Below are 18,811 nucleotides of genomic sequence, written 5' to 3'. Positions count from 1 at the left end.
GGGTATCAAAGCTTATTTAAAATAAGCTCCGGGTGTTTTAAATCGCTGTTAATGCACTATCGTCGTTTTTTACTATTCATGGCAGAGTACTGTTTCGCCAGCTCCACTAATACTGAGGCTGATTTTTTAATACTGTAATTTTTTGACCAGACGGCAGCGTAACGCGCCACCGGTAATTCATCCTCCACCGGCAATACAATAAACTGGTCAGAGCCGAACGGGGCAATCATATCGCGGGGAATAACGGTCAAATAATCGGCATTGAGGACAAGGTTATAAATGGTAACGACGGAATCGGTCTGGACGATGTTTTCAATGCTGATGTGGTTGTCTTGCAGGGTGGTCAGAAGTTCTTTGTAGTAGCCCATATCGGTTTGCGGCATCACCCACTGCTCGTGCGTGAGCGATGCCAGTGTAGTCGAGCCGGTGCACGTTCGTGATTTGCTGGCCACCAGCACAAACTCGGATTCAAACAGCGGCTCGACGTGCAGATCCTGCAGCAGCATTTCATCGCTCAGCGTGCCGATGGCGAAATCCAGCCGACCATCGCGAATGGCGGGCAGGAAGGAGGAGAGCTGCGCTTCATACATAGAGACACGCGCCTTTGGGAACACTTCCTTGAATTTTTTGATCATCTCAGAGAGGAAGGTAAAGCCAATCAACGACGGGTAGCCAAAGGAGACGTCCATGACGGTGCTAAAGCTGAGGCTGTTGATTTCGCTCACCATGTTTTTCATCTCGCGGGTGATCGACTCCGCGTAGGAGAGCAGCACCTGACCGGCGGCGGTCAGCTTTACGCCGGTATTTTTGCGCACCATCACCTCAACGCCAAAGTAGGACTCGATATCGCTGATGATTTTGCTGACGGCGGGTTGCGTCAGGCCCAGTTGTCTTGCAGCAGAACCTATGGAGCCACTTTTAATGACTTCCTGAAATACCACGAGGTGCTGTGTTTTCGGTAGAATAATAGTGTTCATAATATTCTGCGCTTATTTCCCTATGACGGGGCGAATTCTACCCAATATTGTTTAAGGGGGTATGTGCTGTTACTCACAATTTATCTTTTCACGCCTTAATCACACCCTGCAAAGCCACAATAAAATACATCAAATACAACAAGTTAAATTAATAACCAAACGCCTTTTGGCTGATATCGATCAACAAAAATGGCGGTAATAACTTTATTTTATGGCGATAACCCAGGCAATTTTCTGCGCATTAAAAATATCAATTAAGACTATCTTTCAGGCAATTAATGGTTAATAAACCGACATTATTCCGTTAAACGATTTTTGTGAATTATCAAATAAGCCAATAATATTTTTTAACGCCAGACGGAAAGGGTGAGACATATCACATATTCACGTTGTAAATGTTTTGATATTCAATATCTCTTTAGCAAACGAGAAAGCATCAGGCATCACCACATTAACATCTGCAACAAACTAACAACACTGAAAAATCACATTTTTATAGCGTTAAATTTTGTGATTTAGATCATACATGGCGCAGGCGTGCAGGCATTAGAGATGAAAATAGTGAAATGTGCTTAGTGTCGCAAATTTGAGAATTGATGTATTTTGAGACCCATCAGATGACTCTCCCTTGGCAAAGAAAGCCAGCTCCCTGCCATCAACCAGAGCAAAATGCTAAATCAGGTAGTCATACTTCGAACAGATCTATACCAGTTAACTCTATCAAAATCAGAGTTATGCCCTAAATTTTTTCTGAAAAATAGAGCATTCATTACAAATAGTGAATATTTTAAATAAACTATAAAAACAAACTTGTATGCTTAGGATAAACATTCAGCAGTTCATTTATCAGAATCAATACAGTGTAATTTAGCGACTCAATTGCAACATTTACAACCTATTTGTGTTATATAATTATTCAACAGTTTATTTATCTCATTAAAAATAACTGTATTATTGATAGCAGTAATAAGATGGAGAAAAAATTGCTCACCCGTTACATGAGGTATTGTCATAAAAAAACTCAATAATCAGACCTTATTAGGTCGTTTTTCATTCATTTTCTGGTTAAAAAGGAAGATTACATGAACAAGGATCTTCAGAATGCACTGGCTTTTTACCAGCCAGCGCCAGATGGATGGTTTTCAGGTGCCAGCCGCAAAATGGAAGCGGCAGGCCAATGGATTTGGGAGACCATTCAGGGTGACTTTAACGATAACCAAACTACGGGACAAGTCGTAACGGGTACTATCATTTCAATGATTCCCTTGGTGGATCAAATTTGTGATATTCGAGATCTTGTTGCCAACTGTAGGAAAATTAAAGAAGACAGCAATAATACTTGGCTATGGGTTTCCTTGGCATTAACCCTGATAGGGATCTTCCCGATCCTTGGATCGCTGGCAAAAGGCTGTCTAAAATTGGTTTTCAGAAGGATAAGTTCCTGGTGTATCTCCAAAGCCAATTTACAGAATATGATTTCCGCTGGTATCAATGATGGTATAACACAGCTTAACAAATATTTGGATATTCCGGCTGTACAGCAGACCATGCATTTTCTGAAAATCAGTAACGCGTACGAGTTCCTGGAGAAAGAACTACGTGCAGCGATGAAGCTAGTCAATGTCAAACAGTTAATTAAACAGCTTGATAAACTCACTTTAGCTACGGAAAACCTTCTGGATACTGCAAAAAGTTGGGGGCCAGATTCCATCCGACAGCCGATAGATAATATTCTTCAGGAGCTTGCCGATCTTAAAAAAATGGCAAATGATGGGCTTGGAAAAAGCCTGGGACCGCTGAATGAAGCCCTGGAGCAGCTTGCAAATCGTTTACACATTGAAGGGGATAATTCCTATCGTGCTTTCATGGGTTCGAACTATCATACTCACCACATTAAAGGGATGAATCGTGAAACTGATGAGATTGAGTTATTTAAAAGAGACAAGCCTGGCTGGGTTGATAAGGATGCTAAAGATAACTATCCAGCACTAGATGAATTAAAAGCATCTTATCAAGATGATATTAAAAAGGGCTGGCCAGATGTTAGTAATGATTCAATGAATCGTGCTTTGAAAGGGAAATATGACACTTTTGATGCAACTATGAATCCGGTTGAAATTCCACCGGGGACAAAACTATACCGGGTTGTTGATGCCAGCTCGAGTGATAACAACATCTGCTGGATGCGTGAAGAAGAATTTTTGAAGCTGAAGTCAAAGAGCGACTGGCGGCGTGACTTTGCAGTCTGGAAAAGCTGGAATGAAAATGGTGAATATATCACCTACACCGTTCCCAAAGGTGAGCCTTTGAAGGTCTGGGAAGGGCGTGCTGGTACGCAGATTAATAAGACTGAGCCAGCATATTCTCTGGAGGGCGGTGGAGTGCAAATTGTCCTGGATCCCACCCAGCTTAAAAAAGAGTTTACCAGCCCGCGAATGGCGACAGGATGGGGAGAGCAAGATGTACCGAGTGACCCAATTTCGCCGTATACCGGTCTCCCCTCACTGACAAACAATTGGTACGAGTAACAGGAAAAATAACATGGCAATACTTCACCCTCTTGAATGTTACCTACTGGAGCTGTTCAGCTCCCCGCAGCACTTTGCCGCCACCCGCGATGCCATCATTGGGTATATTGACGCCCACGAGGCGGCCTACGCCCGTTTGCAGAAAGAGTTACCCGTTCGTATACGCAGCGAGCCATCCTGGCAACAGGGGGATGTCGTCTGGGGGAGCCGCGTGTTGCCGAATATACGTCCATCCCGTGACCGGTACATTAATGCTTATATTCTCCGCACTCATAACGACCCGGAAGCATTCAGGATCGGTCATACCATGAGTGATTTCCGCCGGGGTATCAGTGAGTTCTGGGATGGCTGGATGACCGATGAGGAAAAAAAACGCATCTGGAAAATTGACAGTCTGGCAGCGGATCTGGATAAAAAGCTCACACTAACAGTAAGTGGGAAATGGCAAGAAGGTAAACTTACCTACCTTGGTCCAAATAGTCATTACACACTTGAAAGTCTGCCCAAACGCATTCCACGCTATGCACTGGATAAGAGCATCCGGGTGGAAAAAGGAGAAAAACCTGTAGTCACCGGGATTTACCTGCCGGATATCGAATATGCTCCGGCACAGCTTCTTTATCCTGATAGGCACAGTAACAGACCTGTTGTTTCACGGCAGGGAGCCAGACGCAGTGAATGGGTGAATAAAAATACAGGTGAACGTGATTATAACTGGGACGAATCCCGCTGGGTTGAAACAGGCTGGACATTAATCCGCCGTGTGGAAGGTGAATATCTGGATGTGCCACCAGAAGGTTTTTTTCCTAAGGGAACGCCAGAGGAACTCTATAGCTGGCCGGAGCGGGAAAAAGATTACATTACCCATGAGAAAGAATATGTCAGCGCCTGGTCAGGAGAACTAAGTCCTCACTCCGGTGAATGGTCAGTATTTACCGGTACGGAAATGAAATATTTCTCTGCCGTGCAAGGGCAAATGCTGCCTTATCTGACAGGGATTAACGACTCACCGGAGCGTGTCTGCTGGACGCTGATAAAACGTGACGATCAAGGTTCTGTTTTAAGGATGAAATAGTACGGAGATTTATCAGCGATCGGAAGGATAGTACAACCGTTGGTGTATCTCATGTCAACCCCGAGACACACCAACGTATTGTTTTAGAAGAAGTTGAAGCTGACCGATAAGCCGGGTTCTGTCGTGGACAGTCATTCATCTAGGCCAGCAATCGCTCACTGGCTCAAGCAGCCTACCCGGGTTCAGTACGGGCCGTACCATGTGAACCCCTATTTGGCCTTGCTCCGGGTGGAGTTTACCGTGCCACGGACTGTTACCAGCCGCGCGGTGCGCTCTTACCGCACCCTTTCACCCTTACCTGATCCCGCTTACGCGGGCCATCGGCGGTTTGCTCTCTGTTGCACTGGTCGTGGGTTTCCCCCCCAGGCGTTACCTGGCACCCTGCCCTATGGAGCCCGGACTTTCCTCCCCTCCGCCTGTCTCCCCCTAAGGAGGACAACGACGAAGCGGCGACTGTCTGGTCAGCTTCGGCGCGCAGTATAGAGGGTTTAGGCCCCGCTGTCACCCTTGGGTGCGCATCCCTATCTGCAACGTCGCCGCGATGTTGCGCGACGAGCGGTAAATATTGTCGAACGCGCCGCGAAACGCCTCTTCCAGCGAGCCGATGCTGTTGAGCACGCTGAAGACCGCGTCGATGCCGTACTGATGCACCACGCCCACGTCTTTGGTCAGGCTCCCGGCGATACCGATCACCGGCTTGTGGTACTTTTTGGCAACGTTCGCCACGCCAACCGGCACCTTGCCGTGGACGCTCTGGCTGTCGAGCCGCCCTTCGCCCGTCACCACCCAGGTACAGTCGTGAATATGCTCTTCCAGGTTAAGCGCCTGGGTGACAATCTCAATGCCGCTCTTAAGCTCCGCACCGAGAAACGCCATCAGCGCCGCGCCCATGCCGCCCGCGGCGCCCGCACCCGGCACGTTCTTCACGTCGATGCGCAGGGACTTTTTAATCATGTCCGCATAGTGGCTAAGGTTGGCGTCCAGCTCGAGGATCATCCCCTCGTTTGCCCCCTTCTGCGGGCCAAAGATGCGCGATGCGCCCTTCTCTCCCACCAGCGGGTTGGTCACGTCGCAGGCCACGCGGATAGTGCACTCTTTCAGACGCGGATCGAGGCCCGACACGTCAATGCTGTTGAGCGCCATCAGGCTGCCGCCGCCAAAGCCGATCTCCGTGCCGTTGGCATCGCTGAGCTTCGCGCCCAGCGCCTGCACCATTCCGGCGCCGCCGTCGTTGGTTGAGCTGCCGCCAATGCCGATGATGATATTGCGCGCGCCCTTGTCCAGCGCGCTGAGGATAAGCTCCCCGGTGCCGCGGGAGGTAGTCATCAGAGGATTGCGCTGTGCGGGTGGCACCAGCGCCAGACCGCTCGCCGCCGCCATTTCAATAAAGGCCGTTTTGCCATCGCCGGACATCCCCCAGCAGGCGTTGACCTTTTCACCCAGCGGCCCGGTGACAACGGCATGGTGCTCCGCGCCCTGGGTGGCGGCAATCATCGCTTCGACCGTACCCTCTCCGCCGTCGGCAACAGGAACAGAAACATAAAGTGCATCGGGGAAGATTTCCCGAAATCCTTTTTCTATCGCCTGAGCTACCTCGGAGGCAGAAAGGCTTTCTTTATAAGAGTCTGGAGCGATTACGATTTTCATAGTTGTAGCCTGTTACTGCATTCCGGCCTGGACCGTGCGCCCGGTTCGCGTCGCGCGACCGGGCGCGCCGTCATTAGCGAGAGATTTCCACCTTCGCCAGTTTTTCGTAGTAGCACGCAATCGCGCTGTGGTCGGCGGTTCCCAGACCATCGGCGCGCAGCGCCTGCATCATCTCCATCACCGCCGCGGTCAGCGGCAGCTGTGCGCCCACGCCGTGAGAGGTGTCCAGCGCGTTCGCCAGATCTTTAATGTGCAGGTCAATACGGAAGCCGGGCTTGAAGTTACGATCCATCACCATCGGCGCTTTCGCGTCCAGCACGGTGCTGCCCGCCAGGCCGCCGCGGATCGCCTGATACACCAGGTCCGGATCAACGCCCGCCTTGGTCGCCAGGGTCAGGGCTTCGGACATTGCGGCAATGTTCAGCGCCACGATTACCTGGTTTGCCAGCTTGGTGACGTTGCCCGCGCCGATTTCACCGGTATGCACCACGGAGCCCGCCATCGCTTTCAGCAGATCGTAATAGCTGTCGAAGATTGCCTTGTCGCCGCCCACCATCACGGACAGGGTGCCGTCGATGGCTTTTGGCTCGCCGCCGCTCACCGGGGCATCGAGCATCTCCACGCCTTTGGCCTTCAGCGCTTCGCTGATTTCGCGGCTCGCCAGCGGGGCGATTGAGCTCATATCAATCACCACCAGGCCAGGCTTCGCGCCTTCGATAATGCCGTTCTCGCCCAGCGCGACCTCTTTCACGTGCGGGGAGTTTGGCAGCATGGTGATGATCACGTCGCACTGCTCGGCAATCGCCTTTGGCGTGGCGGCAGTTTCTGCGCCTGCGGCAATCACCTCGGCAATGGCTTCCGGGTTACGGTCTGCAACCACCAGCGAGTAACCTGCTTTAATGAGGTTTTTACTCATTGGTTTACCCATGATGCCCAGGCCAATAAAACCAACTTTCATCGTCATAATGTCTCTCTTTCTCTCAGGGGTGGTTATTTCTTAAAGGAATCAGCCAGCTTTTGCGTGGCAGAGCGGAACACGCCGAGGTCGCTGCCGACGGCAACGAAGGTGGCGCCCCACTCCAGATAGCGGCGCGCGTCGGCCTCGACCGGCGCCAGGATGCCGCACGGTTTTCCGTGCGCTTTGGCACGGGCGAAAATATGCTGAATCGCGCGCTGGACGTCAGGGTGGCTGGCGTTGCCCAGATGCCCAAAAGCGGCGGCCAGATCGCTCGGCCCAACGAAGATACCGTCGACACCCTCGGTGGCGGCGATGGCGTCAACGTTGTCCACGCCCTGCTGGCTCTCGATCTGCACCAGGATGGTGATGTTTTTGTTCGACTGCGCGAAGTAGTCCGGCACGGTGCCGAACATGTTGGCGCGGTGGGAAACCGACACGCCGCGAATGCCTTCCGGCGGATAGCGGGTAGAGGCCACGGCCTGCACCGCTTCTTCTTCGGTTTCCACAAACGGGATCAGGAAGTTATAGAAACCGATATCCAGCAGGCGCTTGATAATCACCGGCTCGTTGGTCGGCACGCGCACCACCGGCGCGCTGTGGCTGCCTTTCAGCGCCATCAGCTGCGGAATAAAGGTGCTGATGTCGTTCGGCGCATGTTCGCCGTCCAGCACCAGCCAGTCGAAACCGGCCAGGCCCAGCACTTCGGTGCTGATGGGGCTTGCCAGCGCTGACCAGCAGCCAATCTGAATCTGGTGCGCCGCGAGGGCCGCCTTAAATTTGTTCGGGAAGATATCGTTACTCATCGCTTATACCTTTGCTTATTTCTGCAATTCCATACGTTTGATGTCGCCTACCACGAACAGGTAGCAGACCATCGCCATCAACGCTGAACAGCCAACGAATACCAGTGCCGCGTTGAACGAATGCAGTTCACTGACCAGATAACCAATTACCAGCGGAGTCACGATGGACGCCACGTTACCAAAGACGTTAAACACGCCGCCGCACAGGCCCACAATCTCTTTTGGCGCGGTGTCGGAAATCACCGGCCAGCCCAGCGCACCGAACCCTTTGCCGAAGAAGGCCAGCGCCATCAGGGCCACTACCAGCGCGGTGTTATTGGTGTAGTTGCACAGAATAATCGTGGAGGCCAGCAGCATACCGACCACAATCGGCAGCTTACGCGCCAGGGTGATCGACCTGCCCTGCTTAATCAGGTAGTCCGAGAACACCCCGCCCAGCACGCCGCCGGCAAAACCGCACAGCGCCGGGATAGACGCCACCAGCCCCACCTTGAGGATCGACATGCCTTTTTCCTGCACCAGATAAATCGGGAACCAGGTGAGGAAGAACCAGGTGATGGTGTTGATAAAGTATTGACCAAAAAATACGCCCAGCATCATGCGGTTGGTCAATAACTGTTTGATGTAATGGAGCTTAGGGCCTTTCGCGGCGTCAGAGCCTGGCTTTTTATGATCCATATCCACCACCGCCCCGCCCTCGGAGATGAACTTCAGCTCCTGCTCGGACATGCGCGGATGGTCGGTCGGGTTATGGATGAACTTCACCCACATCGCGGTCAGGATAAAGCCAATCACGCCCATGACGGTGAACACATGCTCCCAGCCCCAGGCGAAGGTCAGCCAGCCGAGCAGCGGCGAGAAAATCGCGAGGGAGAAGTACTGCGCAGAGTTAAAAATAGCCGAAGCCGTGCCGCGCTCTTTGGTCGGGAACCAGGCCGCGACGATACGGGCGTTGGCCGGGAACGAAGGCGCTTCCGAGAAGCCGAGCATAAAGCGCATAAAGAACATGGAGATACCAGCCCACGCCAGCGGGAAGAGATCCACAAAGCCCTGCAAGAAGGTAAACAGCGACCAGAAGAACAGGCTCCAGGAGTAGACCTTTTTCGAACCGAACTTATCCAGCAGCCAGCCGCCGGGGATCTGCATCAGCAGGTAGGCCCAGCCGAAGGCGGAGAAGATGTAGCCCATCGACACGGCGCTCAGCTGAAGCTCTTTCGCCACCTCTGTTCCGGCAATCGACAGCGTGGCGCGGTCGGCGTAGTTCACCGCCGTCACAATAAATATAATCAGCAGAATTAAATATCGGGTTGGCATTCCCTTTTTAGATTCTACAACGGTATCCAGTATCATGTTTATTTCCTCAGGCACATCGCTGGTTTTATTTTTATTATTTTAAGAAGGAGTATTCCTGATTATTTATCGATAGCAGGTAATATCAGGTAATTAACCAGACGCAATGAAATCGTGAATCAGTATAATCGCCACCCTGTGACTGCACATTGGCTTAACGCTCAATTATCACGCCGCAAATGAATAATATTTTGAGCATATGCACAAAGCTCTGGGCGCTGATGCACAGAATCAGGCAATACCCGCCAGCAGGCGTCTACTCTGATATCGCAGAGTGATCGCCGTCACATTTTTATACTGAAACTCCTGACATTCTTTATTTACGAAAGCCGCGTCTTTATTTCGTTAATAAGAAAATAAACACCAGACTGGCTGCATTTAATATCTGACACTTTGCTGGAGAATTCTGAACAATGGCCGACATTGAAATTCGACAAGCGTCGCCGACGGCGTTCTATATAAAAGTCCACGACACAGATAATGTGGCGATTATTGTTAACGACAACGGTTTAAAAGCAGGAACCCGATTCCCGGACGGGCTTGAACTGATTGAGCATATTCCGCAGGGCCATAAAGTGGCGCTGGTGGATATTCCCGCGCACGGTGAAATCGTCCGCTATGGCGAAGTCATCGGCTACGCGGTTCGCGCTATTGCGCAGGGCAGCTGGATTGACGAGTCGCTGGTCGAGCTGCCGAAGGCTCCGCCGCTGAACACCCTGCCGCTGGCAACCCGCGTGCCGGAACCACTCCCGCCGCTGGAGGGCTATACCTTTGAAGGCTACCGCAACGCGGACGGGAGCGTGGGCACCAAAAACCTGCTCGGCATTACCACCAGCGTGCACTGCGTGGCGGGCGTGGTGGATTACGTGGTGAAAATCATCGAGCGCGATCTGCTGCCAAAATACCCGAACGTCGACGGCGTGGTCGGCCTGAACCACCTTTACGGCTGCGGCGTGGCGATCAACGCGCCTGCGGCCGTGGTGCCGATTCGCACCATCCACAACATCGCCCTGAACCCGAACTTCGGCGGCGAAGTGATGGTCATCGGCCTGGGCTGTGAAAAGCTCCAGCCGGAACGCCTGCTGCAGGGCACCGAAGACGTGCAGGCCATTGCGGTGGACGACGCCAGCATCGTGCGTTTGCAGGATGAGCACCACGTCGGCTTTAAGTCGATGGTGGACGACATTCTCCAGGTGGCCGAGCGCCATCTGGAAAAACTGAACCAGCGACAGCGCGAAACCTGCCCGGCGTCCGATCTGGTGGTCGGAACGCAGTGCGGCGGCAGCGATGCGTTCTCCGGCGTCACGGCCAACCCGGCGGTCGGCTATGCGTCCGACCTGTTCGTGCGCTGCGGCGCCACGGTGATGTTCTCGGAAGTGACCGAAGTGCGTGACGCTATCCACCTGCTCACCCCGCGCGCCGTCAACGAAGAAGTGGGCAAACGCCTGCTGGAGGAGATGGCCTGGTACGATAACTATCTCGACATGGGCAAAACCGACCGCAGCGCCAACCCTTCTCCGGGCAACAAAAAAGGCGGCCTGGCGAACGTGGTGGAAAAAGCCCTCGGTTCAATTGCCAAATCCGGCCAGAGCGCGATTGTCGAAGTGCTTTCGCCGGGGCAGCGCCCGACCAAACGCGGCCTGATCTACGCCGCGACCCCCGCCAGCGACTTCGTGTGCGGCACGCAGCAGGTGGCGTCGGGGATCACCGTGCAGGTGTTTACCACCGGGCGCGGCACGCCTTACGGCCTGATGGCGGTGCCGGTCATTAAGATGGCGACCCGTACCGAGCTGGCAAACAGCTGGTACGACTTAATGGACATCAACGCAGGCACCATCGCCACCGGGGAAGAGAGCATTGAGGACGTGGGCTGGAAGCTGTTCCACTTCATTCTCGACGTGGCGAGCGGGCGCAAGAAAACCTTCTCTGACCAGTGGGGGCTGCACAACCAGCTGGCGGTGTTTAACCCGGCACCGGTGACCTGATCCTGAAGTAAACCTCCTTTAGCATGGCTCCGGCCATGCTTTTTTTTTGCTTTCGTTTCTTTCGCATACTTCCTTTCACTTTCGCTTCTTTCATTTTTAAGAAGTGAATCACATAAAAACATTCCGAAACCCTATATCTTCTTTCGCATAAACAAAACGAAAGGTTTCGGAGGAAAGATGTACGTCATCTCAACCAAAGCGATGCTGCAAAAGGCACAGCGAGAAGGTTACGCCGTTCCGGCATTCAACATTCACAATCTCGAAACGCTGCAGGTGGTGGTCGAAACCTCCTCTGAAATGCGCTCCCCGCTGATCGTCGCCGGCACGCCGGGAACATTCAGCTACGCCGGGATCGGCAACGTGGTGGCGATCGCAGGCGATCTGGCGAAAACCTGGAACCAGCCGCTGGCCATTCACCTCGATCATCACGAGGCGTTCGACGACATCGCGCAGAAGGTTCAGGCCGGCATTCGGTCGGCGATGATCGACGGCTCGCACCTTCCGTTTGCCGAGAACGTCGCGCTGGTCAAAAAAGTCACCGACTACTGCCATCGCTACGACGTCAGCGTGGAGGCGGAGCTGGGCCGGCTTGGCGGGCAGGAAGATGACCTCGTCGTCGACAGCAAAGACGCGCTGTACACCCATCCGCAGCAGGCGCGGGAGTTTGTGGCGCGCACGGGGATCGACTCGCTGGCCGTGGCTATCGGCACCGCCCACGGCCTGTATACCGCCACGCCAAAGCTCGATTTTGAACGCCTGGCGGAGATCCGCAGCAACGTGGATATCCCGCTGGTTCTGCACGGGGCATCCGGCCTGTCGACGGCGGATATTCGCCGGGCGATCGCGCTTGGGATCTGCAAGGTCAACGTCGCCACGGAGCTCAAAATCGCCTTCTCTGACGCCCTGAAAAACTACTTATCTACCCACCCGGACGCCAGCGACCCGCGCCATTACATGGTGCCAGCGAAAGCGGCGATGAAAGAGGTGGTGCGCAAGGTCATTACCGATTGCGGCTGCGAAGGGAAGCTCTGAGCCCCGCGCAGCCCGACAGTATTCAGCTATTAACCGGAGGATTACGTGAAAGATATTATTGCCCGCCACAAGGCGGGAGAGCATCTCGGGATCTGTTCAGTCTGTTCGGCGCACCCGCTGGTCATCGAAGCCGCACTGCGTTTCGATCTGCACACCCGCAATAAAGTGCTGATTGAGGCCACCTCTAACCAGGTCAATCAGTTTGGCGGCTACACCGGGATGAAGCCGGCCGACTTCCGCGATTTTGTGCTGAACATCGCCAAAGACGTCGGGTTCCCGACAGAGCGCCTGATCCTCGGCGGAGACCATCTGGGGCCAAACTGCTGGCAGAACGAACCCGCAGAAGCGGCGATGGCAAAATCCGTGGAGCTGATTGAAGCCTACGTCAGCGCGGGCTTTAGCAAGATCCACCTCGACGCGTCGATGTCCTGCGCAGACGATCCGGTGCCGCTCGATCCGGTCGTCGTTGCCCGGCGCGCGGCGCGACTGTGCCAGGCAGCCGAAGCGGTGGCCAGCGAAGCGCAAAAAGCGGCCCTGACCTACGTGATCGGGACAGAAGTTCCGGTCCCCGGCGGAGAAGCCAGCAGCATTGACAGCGTACACGTGACCCGCGTGGAGGACGCCGCCCGCACGCTGGAAACGCACCGCGCGGCCTTTAGCGAACTGGGGCTGGACGAGGCCATGACGCGCGTAATTGCCATTGTGGTGCAGCCCGGCGTGGAGTTCGACCACACGCAGATTATTCACTATCAGCCCCACGCGGCGGAGGCGCTCTCCGGCTGGATCCGCCAGACGCCAATGGTCTACGAAGCCCACTCCACGGACTATCAGACCCGTCAGGCCTACCGCGCGCTGGTGCGCGACCACTTCGCCATTCTGAAAGTCGGCCCGGCGCTGACCTTCGCTCTGCGCGAAGCCATCTTCGCCCTGGCGCAAATGGAAAACGAGCTGGTCGCCCCGGAGCAGCGCAGCCGCGTGCTTGAGGTGATCGACGAAGTGATGCTCAACGAGCCGGAGTACTGGAAGAAGTACTATCGCCCGACCTGGAGCCAGGCGATGGTGGATATTCACTTCAGCCTCTCTGACCGCATTCGCTACTACTGGCCGCACCCGCGCATTCGTCAGAGCGTGGAAAAACTGCTCACCAACTTAGGCGCGCTTTCCCTGCCGCTGGGGCTAATCAGCCAGTTTATGCCCGTTCAGTTCGAACGTTTGTCGATGAATGAGATCGCCGCAACACCGCAAAATCTCATCCTCGACAAAATACAGGATGTATTACGCGCCTACCGTTTTGGCTGCGCCCCTGACAACGTCTGAAGCCCGGAGAGTGTATGAGTCACGTTTTTGTCCGTACCGGAATTGAGTTCGAAACCTGCCAGCAGGTACTGGCGCACATTGGTGAAGAGATGGTGGCGAAAGGGGTGGTTCACGCCACCTATCCCGCGGCCCTGCTGGAAAGAGAGAGAAGCTATCCCACCGGTATCGCGCTTGAACGCCATGCGGTAGCCATTCCGCACTGTGAAGCGGTGCATGCGAAAAGCCCCGCGATTTACCTGATTCGCCCGGACAAACCGGTGAATTTTCAGCAGGCAGATGATGATGGAGAGGTCGCCGTTTCGCTCATTATCGCGTTGATTGTTGAAAACCCGGCGGCGCAAATGAAGCTGCTGCGCCGTCTTTTTAGTGAGCTGCAAAACCCGCACACCCTGGACAGGCTGCTGGCGCTGCCGGCAGAGGATCTTGCCAGCGGTTTCCGGGACACGATCCTTGAGCCTGCCTCCTGCGCTCAGGCGTCATAACATACTGATAATAAAAAGGAGTACCCTATGAAACGTAAGATTATTGTTGCCTGCGGCGGCGCCGTCGCAACCTCAACGATGGCAGCAGAAGAGATCAAAGAGCTGTGCGACGCCCACAATATCCAGCTGGATCTGGTGCAGTGCCGCGTGACCGAAATCGAAACCTACATGGACGGCGCAGACCTTATCTGCACCACGGCGAAAGTGGACCGCAGCTTTGGTGATATCCCCGTCGTACACGGCATGCCGTTCGTTTCGGGCGTGGGTATCGACGCGTTGCAGCAAAAAATCCTGACTATCCTCGAGGGGTAAGACCATGTTTACCGAAATCATGCGGTACATCCTCGACCTGGGGCCCACCGTAATGCTGCCCATCGTCATCATCATCTTCTCGAAGCTGCTGGGGATGAAGCTGGGCGATTGCTTTAAATCCGGCCTGCACATCGGGATTGGCTTCGTGGGGATCGGGCTGGTAATCGGCCTGATGCTCGACTCCATCGGCCCGGCGGCGAAAGCGATGGCGGAACAGTTCCAGATTAACCTGCACGTGGTGGACGTCGGCTGGCCGGGCTCATCGCCGATGACCTGGGCGTCGCAGATCGCGCTGGTGGCGATCCCGGTGGCGATTGGCGTGAACGTGGTGATGCTCGTCACCCGAATGACGCGCGTGGTCAACGTGGATATCTGGAACATCTGGCACATGACCTTCACCGGGGCCATGCTGCACCTGGCGACCGGCTCTTACTGGCTAGGCATTCTGGGCGTGGTGGTTCACGCGGCCTTTGTCTACAAGCTGGGCGACTGGTTTGCCAAAGATACGCGGGACTTCTTCGGGCTTGAGGGGATCGCCATTCCGCACGGCTCGTCGGCCTACCTCGGCCCGATTGCGGTGCTGGTGGATACCCTTATCGAAAAAATTCCGGGGCTGAAGCGCATTCACTTCAGCGCGGATGACGTGCAAAAGCGCTTCGGGCCGTTCGGCGAGCCGGTCACCGTGGGCTTTGTGATGGGGCTGGTTATCGGGATGCTGGCGGGCTATGACGCGAAAAGCGTCCTCCAGCTGGCGGTCAAAACCGCCGCCGTCATGCTGCTGATGCCGCGGGTCATCAAACCGATCATGGACGGCCTGACGCCGATTGCGAAGCACGCCCGCAAACGCCTGCAGGCGAAGTTTGGCGGACAAGAGTTTCTGATCGGTCTGGATCCGGCGCTGCTGCTCGGCCACACCTCGGTGGTCTCGGCAAGCCTGATCTTCATCCCGCTGACCATTCTCATCGCGGTGCTGGTGCCGGGCAACCAGGTGCTGCCGTTCGGCGACCTGGCCACCATCGGCTTCTTCGTGGCGATGGCGGTGGCGGTGCATCAGGGCAACCTGTTCCGCACGCTCATCTCCGGGGTGATCATCATGGGGATCACCCTGTGGATCGCCACCCAGACCATCGGCCTGCACACCCAGCTTGCCCAGAACGCCGGGGCGCTGAAGGCGGGTGGACTGGTGGCCTCGATGGACCAGGGCGGTTCGCCGGTCACGTGGCTGTTGATTCAGCTCTTTACCTGGCAAAACGTGGTGGGATTCATCGTGATTGGCGCGATTTACGCCACCGGCGTGCTGCTCACCTGGCGCCGCGCCCGCGCGTTCTCCGCAGCGGAAAAAATCGCGGCTCAGCCGCAAAGCCAGACGGCATCTTAATTCCCGGGGAGCGCTGCTCCCCTTCTTCTTTCTGGAGTGAATCATGAAATCAGTGGTAATTCACGCTGAGGGCAGCGTGCGCGTTGAAGAACGCCCTGTTCCTCATCTTCAGGCCGCCGGAGACGTGCTGGTACGCGTTGTCTGCTCCGGGCTATGCGGTTCGGATATCCCGCGCATTTTCGCCCACGGGGCGCACTACTATCCCATCACGCTGGGCCATGAGTTCAGCGGGTACGTTGAGGCGTGCGGCGAGGGCGTAACGGATCTTCACGCTGGCGACGCGGTTGCCTGCGTCCCGCTGCTGCCCTGCTTCTCCTGCCCGGAATGTGAAAAAGGCTTTTACTCGCTCTGTAAGCAGTACCAGTTTGTCGGCTCGCGCAGCGACGGCGGCAACGCGGAATACGTCGTCGTTAACCGCGCCAACCTGTTCCGCCTGCCCGCGGAGATGGCCATTGAAGACGGCGCCTTTATCGAACCCATCACCGTGGGGCTGCACGCTTTTAAGCTGGCGGGCGGCTGCGAAGGGAAGAACGTGATTATTGTCGGCGCGGGCACCATCGGCCTGCTGGCAATGCAGTGCGCGCTGGCGCTGGGTGCCAGAAGCGTGACCGCCGTTGATATCAACGACGACAAGCTCGCGCTGGCGAAAAGCCTGGGGGCAAGCCAGGCGTTTAACAGTAAAGACCTGAGCGCGGACGAGATCGCCGCCCGGCTCAGCGAAAACCGTTTTGACCAGCTGGTGCTGGAAACCGCAGGCGCCCCGCAAACCGTGTCGCTTGCCATCGATATCGCCGGGCCGCGCGCGCGGGTGGCACTGGTGGGAACGCTGCATCACGACCTGAATTTATCCTCCGCGACCTTCAGCAAGATCCTGCGCAAAGAGCTGACCCTTTTCGGCAGCTGGATGAACTATTCCGCCCCCTGGCCGGGCGACGAGTGGGCGACTGCTGCGCGCCTGCTGAGCGAGAAAAAACTGGCGCTTAAGCCGCTTATCGCCCACGTCGGCAACAGCGAAAGCTTCGCCGAAGCCGTGCAGGCGCTGAACGGCTCGCCGATGCAGGGCAAAATACTGCTGCGCCTCCCCTGAGCCTTCGAGCCAGCAACCTGAGCTGGCTCACATTTACTTTCGAACATTAACGTACATCTTTCGCATACCTTCGATTAGAATAGGGACAGTTAATTATCAGGCAAATCAAAATGAACTCATTTGAGCGAAGGAATAAAATCGTTGATCTCGTCAACGCGCAGGGCAGCGTGATGGTGCTGGACCTTTCGAATCTGTTTGGTATCTCGGAAGTGACGATCCGCACCGACCTGCGCCTGCTGGAAGAAAAGGGGCTGGTCACGCGTTTTCACGGCGGCGCCGCAAGGCCGGGGAGTAATCTGGCGGAGAGCGATAATCAGGAAGTGGTGCTGGAAGACCGCTACCAGCTGGCAAGCGACCCGAAAAAGCGTATCGCCCAGGCCGCCGCCGCCATGATTGAAGAAGGGATGACCGTCATCCTCGACAGCGGCAGCACCACCATGCTGATTGCAGAGGCGCTGGCGAAAAAGTCCAACATCACGGTGATCACCAACAGCCTGCCCGCCGCCTTTGCGCTCTCTGAAAACAAAGACATCACGCTGGTGGTGTGCGGCGGCACGGTACGCCATAAAACGCACTCCATGCACGGCACCATTGCCGAACGTTCGCTTGCAGGGATCAGCGCCGACCTGATGTTCGTCGGCGCCGACGGCATCGACGCCACCAACGGCATCACCACCTTCAACGAAGGCTACTCCATCAGCGGCGTGATGGCAGCCGCCGCCCACAAAGTGGTGGCGGTACTGGATGCGAGCAAGTTCAACCGCCGGGGCTTCAACCAGGTCCTGCCGATGGAGAAGATAGACTGCGTGATTACGGACGAGGGGATTGGAAAGCAGGATAAAGAGCTGCTGAGCAAAACCGGCACCGAGGTCGTGACGGTTTAAGCGTCTGGGCAGGTCAGCGCATGACCTGCCAGTTTCCGCCTTTTTTAGCGCCTTCGCGCCTGAGTTTCCCTTTCGTTTGAAGCGCGCGAAGATAGCGTTCTACGGTGCGCGGCGTCACGCCCAGCATGGATGCCAACATTGCTGCCGTCATTTGAGGCTGAACGGTGAGAAGCTCAAGAATAGCGCCCTCTTTTTCCGACATTTCTTCCGACATTTCTTCCGACACTACTGTCGGTACAGCAATTCCTTCGCGCAAGGCTTCAGCCATGTTATGGAGCATAAATTCAACGAAAGCGGTGCAGTCACTTACCCGATCGCATTCACCTAAAATCTGGTAATAACGTTCCTGCTGGAAATGGATCAGCGTTTCTACGGGTAGCCAGGCCAGCTCAGCGCGCCAGTGGCTCAGGATGAGCGTTTGCCATAGCCGTCCCATGCGTCCGTTACCGTCAGTAAAAGGATGGATAAACTCAAATTCGTAATGAAATACGGAGCTGGCAATGAGTGGATGAAGATCCGTCTGTTTTAGCCAGCCAAGGAGATCGTCAATAAGGCGTGGAATCTGAGAGGCGGGCGGAGCCATATGTACTAACCGGCTTCCGCGATAAATCCCGACATCCCCGGTTCTTAGCTTACCGGGGTTATTCACCAGCCCCGTCATCAACAGACGATGCGCACTCAATAAATCCTTCTGGCGCCAGGCCTTCCAGTCAGGAAGCATCTCATACGCAAGGATAGCGTTACGCACCTCCTGAATATCCTTTTCAGGTGCAAGCACCCGCTTGCCTTCCATAATCGCCGTGACCTGCCCGGTCGTCAGCGAATTATGCTCAATGGCCAGAGAAGCCTGGATAGTGCGGATACGGTTTTCTTTACGCAGCAGTGGAGAAGTTCTGCCCGAATGCGCCGCCCAGTGCCCCAGCAGTTCGCCGATCTCAACAACCTGATTGAGAATCGAAGATGTAATTGAAAACGGAGGCTGGTAGCGGCTCATGG

16 protein-coding genes and 1 other RNA gene are annotated in these 18,811 nt (G+C 55.1%); 10 read left to right on the top strand and 7 right to left on the bottom strand.

The features are described from left to right. Window positions 1-56: 56 nt before the first annotated feature. Entirely contained in the window at window positions 57-977 is a 921-nt protein-coding gene (tdcA, locus tag AB6V08_RS00745; RefSeq protein WP_368540752.1) for a transcriptional regulator TdcA, read from the bottom strand. A 1,082-nt stretch (window positions 978-2,059) separates the two neighbouring features. Here tdcA and AB6V08_RS00740 point away from each other — a divergent pair. Both AB6V08_RS00740 and AB6V08_RS00735 read left to right on the top strand, forming a co-directional pair. Further along, window positions 2,060-3,505, top strand: coding sequence for a hypothetical protein (locus AB6V08_RS00740; RefSeq protein ID WP_368540751.1), 1,446 nt, complete (start codon window positions 2,060-2,062; stop codon window positions 3,503-3,505). Window positions 3,506-3,518: 13 nt separating this feature from the next. Further along, on the top strand, window positions 3,519-4,580 hold the full coding sequence (locus tag AB6V08_RS00735) for a type VI secretion protein ImpA (protein ID WP_368540750.1): 1,062 nt from the start codon (window positions 3,519-3,521) through the stop codon (window positions 4,578-4,580). A gap of 91 nt (window positions 4,581-4,671) precedes the next feature. Here the strand turns inward: AB6V08_RS00735 and rnpB are convergent. From rnpB to garP, 5 genes are all read right to left on the bottom strand, one after another. Beyond that, an RNA gene (gene rnpB / locus AB6V08_RS00730) (RNase P RNA component class A) lies at window positions 4,672-5,049 on the bottom strand. A 32-nt stretch (window positions 5,050-5,081) separates the two neighbouring features. Continuing rightward, window positions 5,082-6,227: a glycerate 2-kinase gene (gene garK, locus AB6V08_RS00725; RefSeq protein WP_368540748.1), complete on the bottom strand. Its 1,146-nt coding sequence runs from the start codon at window positions 6,225-6,227 to the stop codon at window positions 5,082-5,084. Between the two features lie 73 nt (window positions 6,228-6,300). After that, window positions 6,301-7,194, bottom strand: a complete 894-nt coding sequence (gene garR / locus AB6V08_RS00720; protein WP_368540969.1) for a 2-hydroxy-3-oxopropionate reductase — start codon at window positions 7,192-7,194, stop codon at window positions 6,301-6,303. Window positions 7,195-7,217: 23 nt separating this feature from the next. Continuing rightward, window positions 7,218-7,988, bottom strand: coding sequence for a 2-dehydro-3-deoxyglucarate aldolase (gene garL / locus AB6V08_RS00715; RefSeq protein WP_368540747.1), 771 nt, complete (start codon window positions 7,986-7,988; stop codon window positions 7,218-7,220). 15 nt (window positions 7,989-8,003) lie between these two features. Further along, the gene (gene garP / locus AB6V08_RS00710) at window positions 8,004-9,338 is read right to left on the bottom strand and encodes a galactarate/glucarate/glycerate transporter GarP (RefSeq protein ID WP_368540746.1); all 1,335 of its coding nucleotides are present in this window, start codon (window positions 9,336-9,338) and stop codon (window positions 8,004-8,006) included. 413 nt (window positions 9,339-9,751) lie between these two features. Between garP and garD the strand changes: the two genes are divergently transcribed. The 8 genes from garD (at window position 9,752) to AB6V08_RS00670 (ending at window position 17,815) form a co-directional block, all read left to right on the top strand. Then, entirely contained in the window at window positions 9,752-11,323 is a 1,572-nt protein-coding gene (gene garD / locus AB6V08_RS00705) for a galactarate dehydratase (protein WP_368540744.1), read from the top strand. Window positions 11,324-11,500: 177 nt separating this feature from the next. Next, on the top strand, window positions 11,501-12,355 hold the full coding sequence (locus tag AB6V08_RS00700; protein WP_368540743.1) for a tagatose bisphosphate family class II aldolase: 855 nt from the start codon (window positions 11,501-11,503) through the stop codon (window positions 12,353-12,355). Between the two features lie 45 nt (window positions 12,356-12,400). Next, window positions 12,401-13,672, top strand: coding sequence for a tagatose-bisphosphate aldolase subunit GatZ (gene gatZ / locus AB6V08_RS00695; RefSeq protein WP_368540742.1), 1,272 nt, complete (start codon window positions 12,401-12,403; stop codon window positions 13,670-13,672). Between the two features lie 14 nt (window positions 13,673-13,686). Continuing rightward, window positions 13,687-14,154 carry a PTS galactitol transporter subunit IIA gene (gene gatA, locus AB6V08_RS00690; RefSeq protein ID WP_368540741.1) on the top strand — a complete coding sequence of 156 codons (468 nt, stop codon included), beginning with the start codon at window positions 13,687-13,689 and terminating at the stop codon, window positions 14,152-14,154. Between the two features lie 27 nt (window positions 14,155-14,181). Continuing rightward, window positions 14,182-14,466: a PTS galactitol transporter subunit IIB gene (gatB, locus tag AB6V08_RS00685; protein WP_368540740.1), complete on the top strand. Its 285-nt coding sequence runs from the start codon at window positions 14,182-14,184 to the stop codon at window positions 14,464-14,466. 4 nt (window positions 14,467-14,470) lie between these two features. Further along, window positions 14,471-15,844, top strand: coding sequence for a galactitol-specific PTS transporter subunit IIC (locus AB6V08_RS00680; protein ID WP_368540739.1), 1,374 nt, complete (start codon window positions 14,471-14,473; stop codon window positions 15,842-15,844). Window positions 15,845-15,887: 43 nt separating this feature from the next. Next, the gene (gene gatD, locus AB6V08_RS00675) at window positions 15,888-16,931 is read left to right on the top strand and encodes a galactitol-1-phosphate 5-dehydrogenase (RefSeq protein ID WP_368540738.1); all 1,044 of its coding nucleotides are present in this window, start codon (window positions 15,888-15,890) and stop codon (window positions 16,929-16,931) included. Window positions 16,932-17,041: 110 nt separating this feature from the next. Continuing rightward, on the top strand, window positions 17,042-17,815 hold the full coding sequence (locus tag AB6V08_RS00670) for a DeoR/GlpR family DNA-binding transcription regulator (RefSeq protein ID WP_368540737.1): 774 nt from the start codon (window positions 17,042-17,044) through the stop codon (window positions 17,813-17,815). 13 nt (window positions 17,816-17,828) lie between these two features. Here AB6V08_RS00670 and AB6V08_RS00665 read toward each other — a convergent pair whose 3' ends face one another. Then, window positions 17,829-18,809 carry a Fic family protein gene (locus AB6V08_RS00665; RefSeq protein WP_368540735.1) on the bottom strand — a complete coding sequence of 327 codons (981 nt, stop codon included), beginning with the start codon at window positions 18,807-18,809 and terminating at the stop codon, window positions 17,829-17,831. Between the last annotated feature and the right edge of the window lie 2 nt (window positions 18,810-18,811).

This window comes from Enterobacter soli, from assembly GCF_964208575.1.
Lineage (GTDB): Bacteria > Pseudomonadota > Gammaproteobacteria > Enterobacterales > Enterobacteriaceae > Enterobacter > Enterobacter soli_A.
This window is presented reverse-complemented; position numbering and strand designations above follow the sequence as displayed.